Genomic DNA, 16138 nt, shown 5'->3' with positions numbered 1-16138 from the left:
CTTCATAGACAGGTTATAATTTGTCCATTTCTTCCTTATACTCCAATATACCTTGCATATAGATTTTTTGCTCGAATTATGTCTTCAGTTCCTTGCACTAATGTTCTTCCATCAGGGAATAACACTAATTTCTCTCCTTCTTTCAAATGAACACGAAGTAAAAAAGGCGTTTTAGTAATTTCTGCAACTTTGGATAATTTCGCTGCCCATTCATCTAAGTCTAATCTGTGCCCCATGTTTATTTGTACTGTTTCTCTCCCACATAATGAAGTAACTGCTTGTTCATTTGCGTCCTGCAAAGAAGGATACTCCTTAAGACTACATGTAGGACACGTATCTTTTTTCTTAGAGAAATTCATCTCATATATATGATGCTTCCACACATCAAAAGTTATTAAACTTTTTCTTTGTACATCATGGTTTCCTGTTAAGTATTTTAAAGCTTCAATTATTTGAAACGACGCGACAATATCAACGACAGGAGAAATTACCCCAATAGTATCACAAGTTTGTCCGGTTGAATTACCACTTCCAATAAAACAACGTAAACAAGGAGTCACACCAGGGATAAAAATTGCCGACATTCCCCTAGAACTAACGGCACCACCGTACACAAAAGGCACTCCAACTTTATAACATGCATCATTTATTAAAAAACGTGTTTGGAAATTGTCGGTACCATCCAATACTAAATCGACACTATCCATCAAATCGTCAATATTTTTTAATGTTACATCAGTTACAATTCCTTCAACTATGACATCTGAATTAATTTTTTTTAATCTTTTTTCAGCAGCAACAGCTTTAGGTAATGCTTCTAAAACATCATCCTCATCAAATAACATTTGTCTTTGTAAATTACTTTTTTCAACATAATCTCGATCAGCAAAACGAACATGACCAACACCAGCACGGACTAAATGATTGGCTAACACTGTCCCAAGTGCACCCATTCCTACAATCAGAACTTTTTTTGATGCCAATATCTTTTGACCTTCTTCACCTATCGGTTGAAATAAGATTTGCCTAGAATATCGTAAATTGTTATCCATGAAGTCTCCCCCATACCCTTTATTTTTATGTATTACATATTATCTTATCAACTGCTATGTCATGGTGTTCATTAGGAACTTCGTTTATAATTTGAAAATGAAATGCTAATGAAATTTTTTTGTTTTTATAATTTATTAAGTAGCGATCATAATAACCACCACCGTATCCAATTCGATAACCCCTAGTATCGAAAACAACACCTGGAACGACCAGTAAATCAATATTTTCTTTAGCAACAAATGTAGTTTTAGTCGTAATGGGTTCTTTTAAAGCATAAAAACTTTCCTCAAGATCTGTAAAAGAGTTTATTTCATAAAATTTCAGCTCTTTTTCTTTTGGAAAACACTTTGGAACAACGATTCTCTTATTTTGTCTCCAACCTTCTTCTATAATTGATTTTGTATCAACTTCTCTTTGGGTAGAAATTGTTATACCAATTGTCTTTGAAGATTTCCACTCTTCGCTAGTGATAAACCTTTTTTTTATGGTACTAGACAATTCAACATAGTCTGCATTTGACATTTCTTGTAAACATTTTTTCACTTTGTTCCGCAAGTAAGTTTTTTTCATAATTACATCACCTAAAAGTAGCTATTTACGAACTATTTATAACATAAAATTTAGATAGAAACTTTTTTAACTTTAAACCTTTCTTTTATTATACTTTATTCCATTCATCTATTTAAACTTTTTGCTTCAAAAAAAAAGTAAGCAGAAAGATCTGCTTACTTAGTTTCGCGATGCAAAGTATATTTCTTTAGTCTTGGGCTGTATTTTTTTAACTCAAGACGATCTGGGTTATTACGTTTATTTTTAGTAGTGATGTAATTACGATCACCAGTTTCTGTACAAGCTAATGTAATATTTACACGCATTCTTTTTCCCTCCAAACATGCTTTACTTCAATCATACTTTTAAATAATAGCAAAATTCGCCTAAACAATCAAGTATTTCTTTAACGGTAAAGTGGAGGTTTACAACTATTCGATCGCGTATAAAGAAGGAAAACATAAGTATAATATTTAAGACTGGTAAGGGTAGACTTCGACTTCACTTACTAAAAATGAAACAATTACCATTTTTACATGAATAAGGATTTTTTCACGTCTCAAGTGCCCTTTCATACGGTAAGTTTAATTGAATAAATAGATTTTTTTTCATAACTTCATACTTGGAGCTCCCACTACATTGCCAAAAATATACTTTAATTTCCTCTTTCGCATCCATTTCGCCTTCTAAACTATAGATACTTTTTGAGCTTCTTAATGAAAATGGTTGCATTAATATTTTTCCATTTTGTAAACAATCAGTCTCATCAAAATTCGTACAATATTGAACAATCCCTCTTCTTTTTAGTCGCCCATTTAATAGAAAGTAATACCCATCAACATTATGAACCATGGCTTGAAGAATAGGTGCAAAAAAGGTTATTTTCTTATCATTTTTTTTTGAAAATAAAGGATTACAAAAGACTTTTATCTGTCGGGGATGACTATTTAGATTACGAAACGTCATTTCTTGCAAAATGGTTTTTTCTCTATAAATTACTTGAAGACTAATTCTTAGATTCATGTTATTGTTTTCATAAATAATTTTATCTTCTGTATACTGACAACTCCAGCTATCTAACCAAGTAAAATGTCCATCAATCCAAACACCGTATTTTACGATTTCTATTTCTTCATTATAGTATTGAGACCTCTGCTCCATTGTCTTTCTAACACCACCTGCTAAAACTTTTGGAAATTCCGAATTTTTTTGACATAATTTGACGAAAGTAGTTTAGCGTCTTTGATATCTTTTGCTTGTGAGTAAATCGTGAAAATTGGCTTTTCATTATCTGGTAATATTAATGTCCATCCACCTTCAGGATGATATACTTTTATTCCATCTAGCAATTCAATGTTTTTAGAACTATTTTCTTGTATTAGCATTCTCATAACTAATCCTTTAGCTGTTTTAGGACAAGGAACAGATTCACGTGATAAAGAAACACATGGTAAATGCTTTGTTATTTCAGATATTGCTTTCCTTTTTAATACAATAATTTCTAGTACATGAATAAAAGCATATTGAGCATCAAATAAGAAATTAAATACTGTACCATCTTGTTTCATTATTGATCTAGGGTTAGCTTTTGTTCGAATAATTTCGCCACCTAAGCGGTTAGCTAAACTCTCAATTTCACTATTGCCGTGAATTGGAATAGCCATTATTCCACCTTTATTTCGATAAAAATGAAGCATGACATATAGAGCTAATATTGTTTCTTCTTCTAAAATCGTGCCATCATCAGAAACTATTTTTAAATATTCGCCCGTTTCTCCAATTAAAATCCCAATATCAGCCTTAATCCTTTTTACATATTTTGCAACTTCAACTACAGTTTTATTTTTCGGAGCTTTGTAGATTTCACAATTTAACTCTTTAAGTAATCTATCAATAAAATAAAAGTGTTTGCATTGGTCATAATCAATTACCACTTTGACTTTTGCTTTCCTTATTTGATTTACCCTTACAAAGCTTATCAACCTTTGAATATAGTTTACCTCTGAGTTTTTCATTACTGTAGAGATACCGATTCGATCGAAAGATGCTCTTCTGTAATCTTCTTGCCAAAAAGCATTCTCAATCTTCCTTTCTACGATTGCACTTATAGGATAACCATTTTGATCATAAAATTCTAGCGAAATCTGCTTCTCATTATTACGGTTTACAAAGCGAAAGTATACACCACCAATTACCTCTCCATTTTCAACAAGGTAACGAACAACAGGTCCAATCGTATTCCCAATGTCAACGGTATGGATTCCAGCAGATAAGACTCCTGTTTGGAAAGATGATTTAATGAGGTTGGTGATAGAATAGCTATCTGATCCTAAGATTATTTTCCCACCATGAGGTAATATTGCACCATATGCGGCAGCTAATCTTGCAATGAAATCTGGGGTTATTTCCACATTTGCCAAACCTGAAATCCCGCGACCATTAAACAAAGACTTTGTTACTTTTTTACCCCAAATTAATGATGTATGAACAATAGCTTCTTCTTCTATTCCTTTGTTAGGCCAAACCTTAACTTCTGGCTTTATTACTGAATTAGAAGCTAAAATACAATGTTCCCCAACAACAGAAGCTTCGAAAAGCGAAACTGAATACTCTAGTTTAGTTCCTTTACAAATTGTTGTCCCTCTTAATTCACTACTATCACCAACATATATATCATTCCATAGTATCGATTGCTTTAAAGAGCAGTTTGTTGATAATATGGAATCACTTCCTATAATTGTATTACATTCCACTTTAGCACCGGTTCGAATAACAGTTCCATCACCTATTGAAAGCGGACCGTTTAGATGCACGCCCTCTTCAACAATTACATCTTTACCAACCCAAATACCCTTTTTTATTTCTTTTCCAGGTAGGCGTACATTGACCTTTTTATTTAACATATCAAATTGCGTTTGTCTATATGTGCCTAAATTTCCTACATCAGACCAATAACCTTCTGCTTTATATCCGTAAATCGCCTTTTTTTCTTTCATTAAAAACGGAAAGAGATCATGACTAAAATCGGTAGGAATACCCTCTTCTAGGTATTGTAATATTTCAGGCTCTAATACATAAATCCCAGTATTAACTGTGTCGGAAAAAACTTCATTCCAGCTTGGCTTTTCAAGAAATCGAATAATTTCATCATTTTCATTTGTCATAACCACACCAAATTCTTGAGGGAAATCTACTGGTTTCATAAAAATTGTTGTCAACGCACTTTTTTCTTCATGAAACTTAATACCTTTGGCAAGGTTAAAATCGGTAAGACCATCACCACTAATTACAATAAAACGTTCATCCAGAAACTCCTCAGCATTCTTAATGCTTCCAGCTGTTCCCAAAGGAGTTGTTTCATAGAAATAATGTAAATTCACTCCATGACGACGACCATCACCAAAATAATCTTTAATAACATCAGGTAAGTATTGAAGAGTCACTCCAATTTCAGTAATTCCATATTTTTTTAACAACTCAATAGAATATTCCATCACAGGTTTATGGACGAGCGGAACCATTGGTTTTGGAATATTGCAAGTTAGTGGGCGAAGTCGTGTTCCTTTCCCACCAGCCATGATCACACCTTTCATGTATTGATTCCTCCAATTCACTCAATTTGTTTCAAACTAGTTTCGTAAATAGCTACAGTTCTTTTAGCTAAACTATTCCAGTTATACTTTCTCACAACAAGTTTCTTACCATTTTCGGCAATTTTCTGAGCAAGTTTTTCGTCTTCTATACAACTTAACACTTGAGTTGTGAGGCTTTGAACATTATTGGGAAAAATTTTCAAACCATTTTCTCTGTGTGTTACAATTTCACTTAGTCCCCCTGTATCTGAAACAATTGTTGGTTTCCCAGCACCCATCCCTTCTAACGCTACTATTCCAAACGGTTCATAATAACTAGGAAAGATACATATATCACAACCGTTAAGAATGTCATTTCTTAAATGATCATCTATAAATCCTATAAAATATATAACTTTCTGTAGCCCTTTATTAATAACCTTAGTTTTATATTCTTCCAATAACGGTCCTTTCCCCGCAATAATAAATTTTACATTGGGATGTTTGGCTATAATAGTTGGAGCGGCATCTATAATTGTTTGAAAACCTTTTTCCTTAACTATTCTTCCTACTGAAAAAATAAAGATATCATTCTCTGAACCATACTTTTGCTTCCATTTACTCCCCTCACCTGAAATCATCTTAATATCAACGCCATTTGGAATTATTTCAATTTTATTTTTCGGTAAATTAAATACTTTTACGACTTCTTCTTCCATATATTTACTACAAACAATTACTTTCTGTGCCTCATAGGTTAACTCCCATTCTTTATGGCTAATATCTTTCTGAAGTTGAGTATAAATGCCACTATTTCGACCATATTCGGTTGCATGTATAGTAGCTATCAGAGGAAGATTTAATTGGTGTTTTAAACCTTTTGCTGCAACACATACTAGCCAATCATGGGCATGGATAATATCAAAACGGATTCCTTTTGACAATTCTAATACATGCTCATAGAATGCAATATTTAAACTGCCTACCCAATGATAAAAATCCTCAGCTTTAGGTTGTAAACATTGAACACGGTGAACATGAATTTCATCCATAATTTCGTAATCTGGGTGGCCTTCGACTGCTGCAGTAACCACGTGAATTTCGCACCCTTGATTTACAAGAACCTTCGAAATGTCATATACGTGTCGTGATAATCCTCCTACTAGCATCGGTGGAAATTCCCATACTAGCATTAATACAGTGATTTTTTTATTCTTTTTATTTTGCTTCTTATTGATTACATATTCATCATGTTTTGAAATAAAGACATTTAAATTAATTTCTTTAATAAATGGGAATTCTGCCTCAAATTTTGTTAACAATTCGTGACTTACTTTTTCATTTATTAATAACGTTCTTAAATTTTCGTACCTAGTTATATGCTCTTTTATTCGATTGTTAGCATAATCGGTAGCGCTATCACTATCAATGATAAAAGACCAATCACTACTAGTTGCTAACATCCACTCTCGTACCATTTGCTTTAAACAACGGTCAACCTCAATGGACTTACCCTTGTTTTCGGTTACATAATGAACTAAATCTCTTTCAATTTGATGTAAGTATCTATATACCCAACTATTCTTTTGGTTTAACCAAACTTCTCCATAACCTTTTCTTCCCCAAGTATTAAAAGATACATGAGCTGTTTCAATATCTTGGTAATGTCTATCCAAATATTCTTCAGGTGTAATTAAATTTTCATTTAAGCAGTCTTCATTTAAGACATAATTTAGCCAATCAGGGCCTTCAAACCACCAATGTCCCAATAATTCAGCATCAAAAGGAGTTACAATAATATGAGGCGGAAAAGACTGCCCTTCATGATTATGTAAATGCTTTTTGATTAATTTCGTAAAATGTATACTATGCTCTTTGGCTTTTTTCATTGCATTTATACGGTTATAAAATTCTTTAGTATCAGTTGAACCTGTAATACGATAAAGTTTCACTCCAGTATCATAACGAAAACCTTCAGCATGCATAAAAGGTTTTATATAATCCCAATCACGATCATAGGCAATATCTCGATAAAACTCTCGGTAATCACTATCACCTGGGTAACCATCAAATGAACTCCACACCTGATTCGATAGCATTGAGTTTCTAGGAAACAACATCACACCATGTGGAGAAAAGATGGGAGCACCCGTCTCTTTTGATGGTGCAGGATCTGCATATTTTAATGCATGTTCATCGACAAAAGTATATCGAATACCTTCTTCAAATAAAATTCGATCAATACCTGGAGTAAAAGCGCATTCTGGTAACCAAAAGCCTCTTGGCTTATGGTCAAAGTGTCTAACAAATGTTTGTATTCCATGCAAAATTTGAGCTCTAATTCCTTCTTTTGTTTGTAAATAAGGTAAAAAAGCATGTGTTGCTGAACTACAGATACACACTATCTTTCCTTCTGAAGCATAATGCTTAAAGCCTTTTAATAGGTTTTGATCCCATTCTAAAAATGTTTGTTTTATTTTAAAGATTCTTTTTTTATAAAAGTTAATAAGTTGCAATTCCTCTTCTTTAATCTCTACTCTACTTTCTTCTTTTTGAAGTAGTTGATCGGTTCGTTCTATGTTAAGTAAAAATCTTCTTTGCATAAGTGGATCAGAAAGCATTTCCATTAAAGGAGTAGAAAAAGAGATTGTTAAAGCGTTCAATCTTTTTTGATCTGCTAAAATCCATAGTAAAGGAATGTACGTTTCAGTAATTGCCTCAAATAACCATCGTTCCTCTATCCGGTGAGCCTCCCGGTGTCTTACATAGGGGAGGTGGGCATGAAGGACTATAGAAAAATAACCATTTACCATTTTACTAACTCCTTACTTTACTTTTTCATAATATGAATAACTACTAAAGCCTTCTAACCACTCAGGATTATCTCTTTTTCCTTCTTTCCAATTAGAGACTGCTTTTGTAAACAAACCAGTTTCAAATTGTGAAGATCTAGGTGTATCAACAGGGTTCGACCTAAGTAACGAAAAAAAACTACCTTCTTTAGTAACTACTCCTACATCTACACAGTAGGTTCTATTTGATAGTAAGTTATCAAAAAAACATTGATTGGATGCTTCATTATAGGAAAAATCTTGATAGCGATGTGCATTATGACCATTAAAGAAAATAGCAGTTATATCATAAATCCTTAATTTCTTTTTAAAACTACTCCATTCACCGTTTAAGTGATGTTCAATCATTTTTTTCTTTCTTTTTGAAATATCCCAATAACAAAACAAAGCACATGGTGACTGAACCATTAGCACACACTGATCAACATCACGAGGATCTTCCAACTCTGAATTTTGACCATATTTAAATAAGTCTTTTTTTTCACCATAATCATTTGAAAAAAATAACTTACAACCAATATGTTCTTTTTGATACTTATTCCACCCATTATTAATATCTCCAATAGATAAATTAACTTTATTATCTTTTATTGATAATTCGTCATCTATTACTTTTGCAATTTCAATAATCAAATTCTTCACCTCTATTTACTAAGCAGTTACTAACGATAAAACAAGCTATATTTATATTCATCTAATGACGAAACTATCACATAGAATAAATAATCTATAATACAATATTACAGTCGATATAGACTTGCAACAAGAAGTCTATTTTGTTGAAAAATGTCTGTCCTTTATTACATCACTACTAGACATGTATTATTTTTTAAAATTAGCTAAATAAAACAAGTGAAAATGGTAGAAATAACATTTTTTTTGATAAAACGACAAATCGGGTTGGTGTTTCTTTTATTTATGTTTATATGTTTCTTCCATAAGCGACATTCTTTTTATTTTTACAAAGCAAAAAGTCGTAAATAATTCTTATTTTTTTACTTCTTTTCAGTTTTACGTTCGGACAAGCTTTAATTATCAAAACAAACAATGGTCTAGAAATATAAAGACTTGTTATTTTTGTCTATTATGTTATAAATGTATAGTTATACTATTAATATAAGGAGGTTTTTTACTATGGAATATACAATTATTTCAATGTTTACTATATCAGTCATCTTATTCTTAATTTCTTTTTTTAAAAAAGATAAAAGTAAGGAAGTTGAAAAGCAAATTGAAAATTTCTCAATTACCTTAATGCAAGAAATATATCAATTAAAAAAGAAAATAAAAGTATTAGAAGAGGAAATCTTAATTGGACAAGATGATAATTATTTTACTAATGAAAGGACTTCAACCATTTACTACGATAGAGATACAATTTTATCCCTTTACGAAGATGGTTATACTGATGAAGAAATTGAGCAAATTACTAGTTTTACGCCTGAGAAAATAAATGATATTCTTAATGAAGGATAACCTTTTGATATGAATTATTTGAACATCTTCATCTAAATCTAATTTTTTTCAACCCCCCAACCAAATATTATAGAACCATTTTCCTTGTCAAAAAAAAAAAAAAAAACAGCCAAAGAAAACATGACGGTCTTCTCTGGCTGTTTAATCGAACTGATTTGTTCTTAAGGGCATAGACCCCCACCTCTAAGCATAGCGTAGGTGGGAACTTCCATTCAGGTGGAGTTGAGACTCCATCTGAATTTTCGATGTTCTAGCGAAGCTAGAACGAGTTCTCTTTATTCACCATTATCAATATCATTTGAATGATTGTTATTAGAAGTCCTTGGTCCATTCCTTTCAGACTTTAATGAAAAATAGACATCTAAAATACTGCCTGATATATTATTAGCAGGCCTTCCCATCCTTCCAGAGTTATCAATTCTCAAATCTGGAACAATTACTGCAAAAGCAACCTCTGGATTATCATAAGGTGCATACCCGACAAATATTTGATTATTACCTCTAATTGCATTTCCACTCCGATCACGAATAACATTGTCATTGGCATCACGGACAAAAAATAATTGGGAAGTCCCTGTTTTCCCAGCAACCTTGTAAGAATTGTTACTAAGAACTCTTGCAGTCCCACGCGAACCGTGAACAACAAGTCTAAAACCTTCTTGAACCCTTTTTATATAATCATCCTTCATATCTATTCGATTTAATACATTTGGCGCAAATTGTTTGACAACATTGCCTAGTTCACCTTCTATTGTACTCGGTTCTCGAATTTCTCTAACAAGACGAGGTGATATTCGATATCCACCATTAGCAATTGTTGCCGTATACTGAGCCATCTGTAGAGGAGTATACGTATCAAACTGGCCAATTGAAAAATACAGAAGGTTCCCAATGGTATTTGGAATACCACCATTAAAACCCGTAGCCTCTGACGGAAGGTCAATACCCGTTTTTACACCTAAACCGAACTGATTAAAGTTATAACGCATTATTTCGTAACCAATTGGAATGTTACCTGACCAACGACCTTGTGCGTGATTATATGTTCCACCTAATGCCATCGCAATTTCAGCCATATAAACATTTGAAGAACGTTCAAGGGCAGTTAAATCATTTATTCTTCCCATAGTTGAAACTGAACTCATACGCTGTCCACCTATATTTATGGTTCGATCATTAAAAACCGTTCCAGGTTGTGCTACCCCTTCTTGAAAACCGGCTAAAACCGTTGCTCCCTTTACAGCTGAACCCATTTCGAAAGCATTATAAATATTCCCTATTTCAAAAGAACTCAAATTATTGGTTTGGCTATTTTCTCTAAAACCTGACATCGCTAAGATTTCACCGGTATAGGGCTCGATTATGACCGCATACGCTGCTGGTACTCCTAAGAAACCATTCATCGATTTCAAGCGTTGGATTTCATCATAAACTATTTTTTCTACGTGTTGTTGCAACTCCATATCTACGGTTAGAATTAAATCTTTTCCTCTTTGCCCCGGTGTTTCAATCGGTTGATCAATAAGTCTTCCTGAACCATCAAGGACGTGCTCTAAAACTTCTTTATCACCTCTTAATACATCTTCATATTGTTGTTCCAGTTGGCTTATCCCGACTTGATCACTACGGTAATATCCTCTTGATAAATAAAAATCAATTGAATCTCTTGGAATGGATCCAACCCCACCAAAAAACTGTCTAAAACTACTACCATATACATAGTTTCGTTCTGAATCTCTTATGATATCGATACCTGGCATCTCTGATAAGTGCTCAAGAACTCTGGCAGCCTCTTCATATGTGACTTCTGTCACACGTTGTGGAGTATGGGCAAATCCCCTGTCAAACTCCCTTTTTATTGCAATAATCTCGATATCCTTTTCAGTTAATTCATTTAGATGCTCCTCTGTAATACGATCAAGTTGTAGCCTGTATATATCCATCGCATCATTTTCTAATTCACGCATTTCATCACGAGTTACTAAATTATTCGCCTCTTCGCGATTCGTTATAATCCAATAGTCTTTCATGTCACGTTCAGTAACTTTACTCGTATCGACATCGATTAATTCATTTAACCTTTCAGCAACGCGCAATTTCTCTTCATTTGAAACATTGGCATTCGTATATGTGACCATTAAAACAAGTTTATTTTCAACAACTCGATGACCAAACCTATCAAACATCACTCCTCTTGGAGCTTCATTTTTTGCTATTACATTAACCGTCCGCTCTAATTTCCGTTGATACTCTTCTCCTTGAACAATTTGTACAACCCCTAAACGTAATATAAGAGCAGAAAATAGTAAGAACACGACGAAAAAAAGTATATTTAAACGGACGGGCATATGAGTTCTTTTCTTTTTTTTGCTCATTTATGAACTTCCTTTCTTTACCAATCCTTATTTAAAACCACACCTATTTTATTATACTAAAAAACACACAAATAGACACCTAGTAATAGGTGCCTTTTATTGTAATTTAAATGGATGCATTCTTATCTAATTTACTCATTCAATATTTCATTAAAGGATATCATTTCTTATATAGGGGCACCATCATTTTCCCCTTCACCTTGTTTCTTATTTCTTGGTAAAGAGTATTCTTCTCCCCCTTTATTGCTATTTTCAATGTTTACTTTTCTTACGAATAAGTAAATAACCATGTGACCCGCTCCTAAAATTAAGAACAATATCGGTATTCCTTTTTGTTCATCAAATAGTGTTACAGTTAACAGGAACATTAGTATCGAAAAGATACGTCCACTATTTAAAAATAACTCTCTTACAACAATATATTCTACTCTCATTTCTGCTGCTTTCCAACCTCGACCAATTACATCATATGTGATTGATATATAGGGAACAAGCAAAATGGGATAAGAGATCGAAATTGCTACACCATACATAATCAAACGTGTAAATGTTAAATCCCTAACAATTAAGAAAATAGCTAAAAATAAACCAACTCCACCAATTAAAATAGCTTTTTTTCGAAAGTTCGGTTTTATAAAGCGTCCAACTATATAATAAGTTACAAAAGATACAGCTGAAGCAACTAACCCATACGTACCAATAGCTAACTCACTATTTGTTGCAATGTAAACCCATACAACTATGACAAATACAAAAGTACCTTCACGTAATCCTTGAAAAAAATGAGCATATAAAATATTCTTCCAATTCGCACTATTTTTTCGTTCCTTAAGAATTCTAATAAAATCAAATTTACCAGTTGCTGGACGCCTTTTAAGTAAAAAGCTCAAAATTACTGCACCAACAAATAGTGTTAGAGAAATACCAAAAATTATTTTATAGCCAATTAATTTTTCCATTTTTGTAATAAGAAAACCAGCTAAAATTGGACCAATCATTCCTGCAAATGATGTCACTAACCCTAAAAATCCATTAAAAAAATCACGTGTTTCAGGCTCAGTAATTTCAAATGTTAAAACATTAAAAGCTAACCAATAAAATCCAAAACCAATACCTAATAGCGCACCTAATAAAAGCAAATAGCTACTAGCCTTTTCTCCTAAAAACAAAACAGTGAAAAAGAAAACGGATAGGAAGGATACTCCTAACCGTAGTACAATTACTCTGTCAATTTTCTTCGCCCATCTACCTGCTAATATAAAGGTCAATGGTTGCATAACTACAGACGCTAAATTGTAAAGAGCAATATGAGTAAACTCCCCAGATTGCTTCCACAAGTAAACGTTTACGAATGTATTCGATAAAGCAATACTTAATGCATATAATCCACCAATGATTAAAAGGAGGGTTAAATCACGATTAACTTCAACTTCACCGAGAAATTTTTTTAAAATCTGTTTCATTTCCGACTCCCCTTTACCACTTCATAGCTAGTTTGTCTAAAATTTTGACGCTTATACTTATTAAATGGTAAATGGAAGTTTTTGAGAGCGAGAAATTATCTTAACGCTTCTAGCTTATAAAGCTGAACTTCAATCATTAGACTTACTGCCCCTTATGACTAAAAAAGTATTCCTAATATAGAATTAAATAGGACTAGTTCAAATTGAACTAGTCCTATCACAGTAATTTTTATTTTGCAGCACTATAACGTTTAGAAACTTCATCCCAATTTACAACATTCCAAAATGCTGAAATATAATCAGGTCGTTTGTTCTGATAATTTAAATAATAAGCATGCTCCCAAACATCAAGACCTAAAATAGGTGTTTTCCCATCCATAATAGGCGTATCTTGATTTGGTGTACTTGTAACTGCTACTTTTCCATTGTCTACAATTAACCATGCCCATCCAGAACCAAAACGGGTAGTTGCAGCTTTAGCAAATTCTTCTTTAAAAGCATCAAAGCTTCCGAATGCATCCGTTATTGCATTAGCAAGTTCTCCTGTAGGTTCCCCACCACCATTTGGTGACATTACCTCCCAAAATAGACTGTGGTTAGCGTGACCACCACCGTTATTTCGTACTGCAGTACGAATAGCCTCTGGTAAAGCATCTAAATCACTAATTAATTCTTCTAAACTTTTATCAGCTAATTCAGCATGACCTTCAAGAGCATTGTTTAAGTTTGTTACATACGTGTTATGGTGTCTTCCATGATGAATTTTCATTGTCTCTTCATCAATATGAGGAGTTAGTGCATCAAAAGAATAAGGTAATTCAGGTAGTGTAAATTTTGCCATTTTAAATAATCCTCCTTAATAATCCATTTATGAAGTTTTCTAAAACTTGAAAGTTTTAGTAATTCCTTTTCCAATTTCTACATTAGCAGAATTAATTAAACGTTTCAAATAAAACAGCTTAAACTTTCTAAACATTTTTATTTACTATTGATAAAAATGTTTTTTTACCCTTTATATACAATACCCACCTATCTGTTTTTTCATTAATATATATTTTAAGCATTTTTTTCTAACTCCCATTTATACATATATAGACAGGCTAAATTAAGATTATAAGGAGGATAAGATGAACTGGTTTGAAGCATTGCTTTTAGGAATTGTACAAGGACTATCAGAGTTTCTACCTATTTCTAGCTCAGCACATTTGGTAATCGTTCAACAATTATTAGGAATTAACATAGAGGGGAATCAACTAGAGTTCGAAGTGTTATTGCATTTTGCTTCTTTATTAGCAGTTACTATTTATTTTCGGAAGGAAATAAAAGAAGTTATGATTGGGTTTATTTCTTATTTACTTTTAAACAAAAAAGAAAACCGAGTGCATTATCGCTTCGGTTGGCTTATTATAATAGCTACTTTTGTGACCGCTGTACTTGGAAAGTTATTTGAAGATTTATTAGGAAAAAACATTACTAATACTGCGACTATAGGTGTTTCATTAATTATTACAGGTCTTTTTTTATTTTTAATTGAGCATGGTATTAGACCTGGAAAACGTACAATAAGGCAAATGACATGGAAAGACGGATTAATTGTAGGAATTGGGCAAGCACTTGCAATTTTACCTGGCATCTCAAGGGCTGGTAGTACATTAGTGACCGCATTATGGTGTGGATTAAATAAAGAGACAGCAGTTCGTTATTCATTCCTACTATCGATACCGCTTATTTTAGGTATTTCAGTCTTTGAGGTACCGAAAATGTCACGAGTTTATTTTGAAACATACCTATTAGAGACAACAATTGCTTTCCTAGGTAGCTTCGTATTTGCACTAATAGGTATAAAGTGGTTGATCGCTATGGTTAACCGTACAAAACTATCGTTTTTTGCTCTTTACTGTATTATTCTAGGCCTTTTCGTTTGGTTTTATATCCAAGATGTTTCTATAGTTTAACTTGTAGGTGGTGAGTAAAAATCTGATTTTTGCTCACTAGCTTTAATTTATGATCTTGGTAAACTATTTCCAATAATTCATCAAAGAAAACCGTATGTTTTGAATACATAAAAAGTGGAATACTGTTCGTCTCTATTTTTTGTAAATTTTCTTCACCAATTCCAGATAAAACGTGTAAGACCGGAACCCCATTTACCGCACATCCACACCCATCTGTATCATAAAGTAACAATAATTTACCGTCTTGCTTTACGTATTTACCTAAAAATTTTTGAGCACTTGATGAAAATGTTACGTACAAGTCATTACCTTCCTTTCATAAAAAATGTTTTTAGTTTAGAGTGTTCTTACCTTCGACTTCTAATTTTAAAATTTACGGTGAAAGGCTTCTGTCCCTTAATATTGGAAAGTAAAAAAACGACCTATCTGCTCAATCTTATGATGAACAAATAAATCGTTGATTATGTATTCTGGCGGAGGAAGAGGGATTCGAACCCCCGCGCGGTTTAACCCGCCTGTCGGTTTTCAAGACCGATCCCTTCAGCCGGACTTGGGTATTCCTCCAATTTCATATGGTGGACCCTGTAGGACTCGAACCTACGACCAACCGGTTATGAGCCGGTAGCTCTAACCAACTGAGCTAAGGGTCCAATTTATATCAATATTAAATGGGGCGATTGATGGGAATCGAACCCACGAATGCCGGAGCCACAATCCGGTGCGTTAACCACTTCGCCACAACCGCCATGTGATTAAATGAATGGTAGCGGCGGAGGGAGTCGAACCCCCGACCTCACGGGTATGAACCGTACGCTCTAGCCAGCTGAGCCACGCCGCCATATA

At 33.3% G+C, this 16138-nt stretch carries 13 protein-coding genes and 4 tRNA genes; 2 read left to right on the top strand and 15 right to left on the bottom strand.

Annotated features, from left to right (window positions below):
* Positions 1-35: 35 nt before the first annotated feature.
* The 7 genes from BKP45_RS05780 to BKP45_RS05750 all read right to left on the bottom strand — a co-directional run bounded on the left by BKP45_RS05780 (position 36) and on the right by BKP45_RS05750 (position 8659).
* On the bottom strand, positions 36-1052 hold the full coding sequence (locus BKP45_RS05780; RefSeq protein WP_071388743.1) for a ThiF family adenylyltransferase: 1017 nt from the start codon (positions 1050-1052) through the stop codon (positions 36-38).
* Positions 1053-1077: 25 nt separating this feature from the next.
* Complete coding sequence (locus tag BKP45_RS05775) at positions 1078-1623, bottom strand: 5-formyltetrahydrofolate cyclo-ligase (RefSeq protein WP_071388742.1); 546 nt, start codon at positions 1621-1623, stop codon at positions 1078-1080.
* A gap of 155 nt (positions 1624-1778) precedes the next feature.
* Entirely contained in the window at positions 1779-1928 is a 150-nt protein-coding gene (gene rpmG / locus BKP45_RS05770; RefSeq protein WP_071308726.1) for a 50S ribosomal protein L33, read from the bottom strand.
* Between the two features lie 226 nt (positions 1929-2154).
* On the bottom strand, positions 2155-2763 hold the full coding sequence (locus BKP45_RS05765; protein WP_071388741.1) for a hypothetical protein: 609 nt from the start codon (positions 2761-2763) through the stop codon (positions 2155-2157).
* Between the two features lie 20 nt (positions 2764-2783).
* Positions 2784-5195, bottom strand: a complete 2412-nt coding sequence (locus tag BKP45_RS05760) for a sugar phosphate nucleotidyltransferase (RefSeq protein WP_071388740.1) — start codon at positions 5193-5195, stop codon at positions 2784-2786.
* 17 nt (positions 5196-5212) lie between these two features.
* A complete protein-coding gene (locus BKP45_RS05755; protein ID WP_071388739.1) occupies positions 5213-7987 on the bottom strand; it encodes a 1,4-alpha-glucan branching protein domain-containing protein in 2775 nt (924 codons plus the stop codon).
* 12 nt (positions 7988-7999) lie between these two features.
* Positions 8000-8659, bottom strand: a complete 660-nt coding sequence (locus tag BKP45_RS05750) for a DUF4912 domain-containing protein (RefSeq protein ID WP_071388738.1) — start codon at positions 8657-8659, stop codon at positions 8000-8002.
* A gap of 501 nt (positions 8660-9160) precedes the next feature.
* Between BKP45_RS05750 and BKP45_RS05745 the strand changes: the two genes are divergently transcribed.
* Positions 9161-9502, top strand: coding sequence for a hypothetical protein (locus tag BKP45_RS05745; protein ID WP_071388737.1), 342 nt, complete (start codon positions 9161-9163; stop codon positions 9500-9502).
* Positions 9503-9777: 275 nt separating this feature from the next.
* On the opposite strand, the gene BKP45_RS05740 is transcribed toward BKP45_RS05745, so the two are convergent.
* The 3 genes from BKP45_RS05740 to BKP45_RS05730 all read right to left on the bottom strand — a co-directional run bounded on the left by BKP45_RS05740 (position 9778) and on the right by BKP45_RS05730 (position 14181).
* The gene (locus BKP45_RS05740) at positions 9778-11877 is read right to left on the bottom strand and encodes a peptidoglycan D,D-transpeptidase FtsI family protein (RefSeq protein ID WP_071388736.1); all 2100 of its coding nucleotides are present in this window, start codon (positions 11875-11877) and stop codon (positions 9778-9780) included.
* A gap of 167 nt (positions 11878-12044) precedes the next feature.
* Positions 12045-13340 (bottom strand): MFS transporter, encoded by a 1296-nt coding sequence (locus tag BKP45_RS05735; RefSeq protein WP_071388735.1) that lies wholly within the window; start codon positions 13338-13340, stop codon positions 12045-12047.
* Positions 13341-13569: 229 nt separating this feature from the next.
* Entirely contained in the window at positions 13570-14181 is a 612-nt protein-coding gene (locus BKP45_RS05730; protein WP_071388734.1) for a superoxide dismutase, read from the bottom strand.
* Between the two features lie 286 nt (positions 14182-14467).
* Here BKP45_RS05730 and uppP point away from each other — a divergent pair, with 286 nt between their 5' ends.
* Complete coding sequence (uppP, locus tag BKP45_RS05725; RefSeq protein WP_071388733.1) at positions 14468-15295, top strand: undecaprenyl-diphosphatase UppP; 828 nt, start codon at positions 14468-14470, stop codon at positions 15293-15295.
* Here the strand turns inward: uppP and BKP45_RS05720 are convergent.
* From BKP45_RS05720 to BKP45_RS05700, 5 genes are all read right to left on the bottom strand, one after another.
* Positions 15285-15596, bottom strand: a complete 312-nt coding sequence (locus tag BKP45_RS05720; protein ID WP_071388732.1) for an iron-sulfur cluster biosynthesis family protein — start codon at positions 15594-15596, stop codon at positions 15285-15287. The two genes, uppP and BKP45_RS05720, sit on opposite strands and share 11 nt — an antisense overlap.
* A 170-nt stretch (positions 15597-15766) precedes the next feature.
* Positions 15767-15859 (bottom strand) — tRNA-Ser (locus BKP45_RS05715).
* Between the two features lie 9 nt (positions 15860-15868).
* Positions 15869-15945: transfer RNA gene (locus tag BKP45_RS05710), tRNA-Ile, on the bottom strand.
* Positions 15946-15964: 19 nt separating this feature from the next.
* Positions 15965-16040, bottom strand: a tRNA-His gene (locus BKP45_RS05705).
* Positions 16041-16056: 16 nt separating this feature from the next.
* Positions 16057-16133, bottom strand: a tRNA-Met gene (locus BKP45_RS05700).
* Positions 16134-16138 lie beyond the last annotated feature (5 nt).

Source organism: Anaerobacillus alkalidiazotrophicus (genome assembly GCF_001866055.1).
This window is presented reverse-complemented; position numbering and strand designations above follow the sequence as displayed.